This is a genomic window from Neisseria sp. P0021.S007 (assembly GCF_051956855.1).
This window is the reverse complement of the sequence record NZ_JBQCXA010000120.1, coordinates 1-1148: the sequence shown is the minus strand read 5'-3', so window position 1 is coordinate 1148 and position 1148 is coordinate 1. Positions and strand designations below refer to the sequence as shown.

The following is a 1148-nucleotide window of genomic DNA, read 5'->3' as shown; positions in this document are numbered from 1 at the left end:
GCCTCATGTCTTGGAATATCAACAAAATAAGACATCATCTCCATAATAAATGCGGATATAGCCCGTAATTTTTCTCTCTTAAAATCTCCCATTTCTTACCGACGCCTTACCTAAAAATAGCGCAAGGTTACATCATCAATAACAATACCATTGATATGACAATAAACAATTTAACAATACCACATCGTATTGATTCATTATAAAAACAACATATTAAACATTATGTTGAAACTATCAACCGTATTCCTACTCTAATCTATTACTATTCAAACGCATATCATCAGCAATCATTCTAAGAAGGCAAACAAACTGCCCAGTACTGACAAACGATGGCCGACCTCCGAAATGCCCCCACTCTCGGCAGGAATCACTTTTCAGACGGCGCCATTAAAATAAACTAATTAAAATCAAAATATTATGAGCAAAGTTTTATCTTACCGCCCAGATATTGATACATTGCGTGCCGTTGCTGTTCTATCCGTTGTCGTTTTCCATATTGAAAAAAACTGGCTGCCTGGCGGCTTTCTTGGTGTCGATATCTTTTTTGTCATTTCCGGCTTTCTGATCACGATGATTATCCATCGTGAAATGAGCAGCGGGATTTTCTCGTTCAAAAAATTTTACATCCGCCGTATCAAGCGGATACTGCCCGCATTTTTTACCGTATTGACGGTAACGCTGGTATGCGGCTTTCTTTTATTCACCAAAGATGATTTCTTCCTTTTATGGAGGACAGCCCTGTCCACCTTGGGGTTCATCTCCAATATCTTTTTTGCAAAGGGTCAGGGCTATTTCGATCCCATACAAGAAGAAAAACCTTTGCTTCACATATGGTCTTTATCGGTCGAAGAACAATATTATTTCGTCTTCCCGATATTGCTGTTACTGGTAGTCCGCAAAAGCTGGCGCACCCAGTTTGCCTTCCTCATCACGCTATGCGTATTCAGTATTTTGGCTTCTTTTATGCCAACTGCACTGGATAAATATTACCTGCCCCATCTGCGCGCCTGCGAAATGCTGATCGGCTCATTAACAGCCGTGTGGATGCAATATCGGCAACAACAAGGGCTGGATACCGGCAAACCATATGCGGCGGCAGGTGCATTACTTTCCATCTGCGTACTGTTTGCCTGCCTGTTTGCCTATAC

General features: G+C 41.4%; 1 protein-coding gene. It reads left to right on the top strand.

Annotation, left to right across the window (positions count from 1 at the left end; translation table 11 throughout):
- Positions 1 to 417: 417 nt before the first annotated feature.
- Positions 418 to 1148, top strand: a 731-nt coding sequence (locus ACTHUR_RS11595) for an acyltransferase family protein (RefSeq protein WP_440398669.1), incomplete at its 3' end; no start/stop codon positions are given.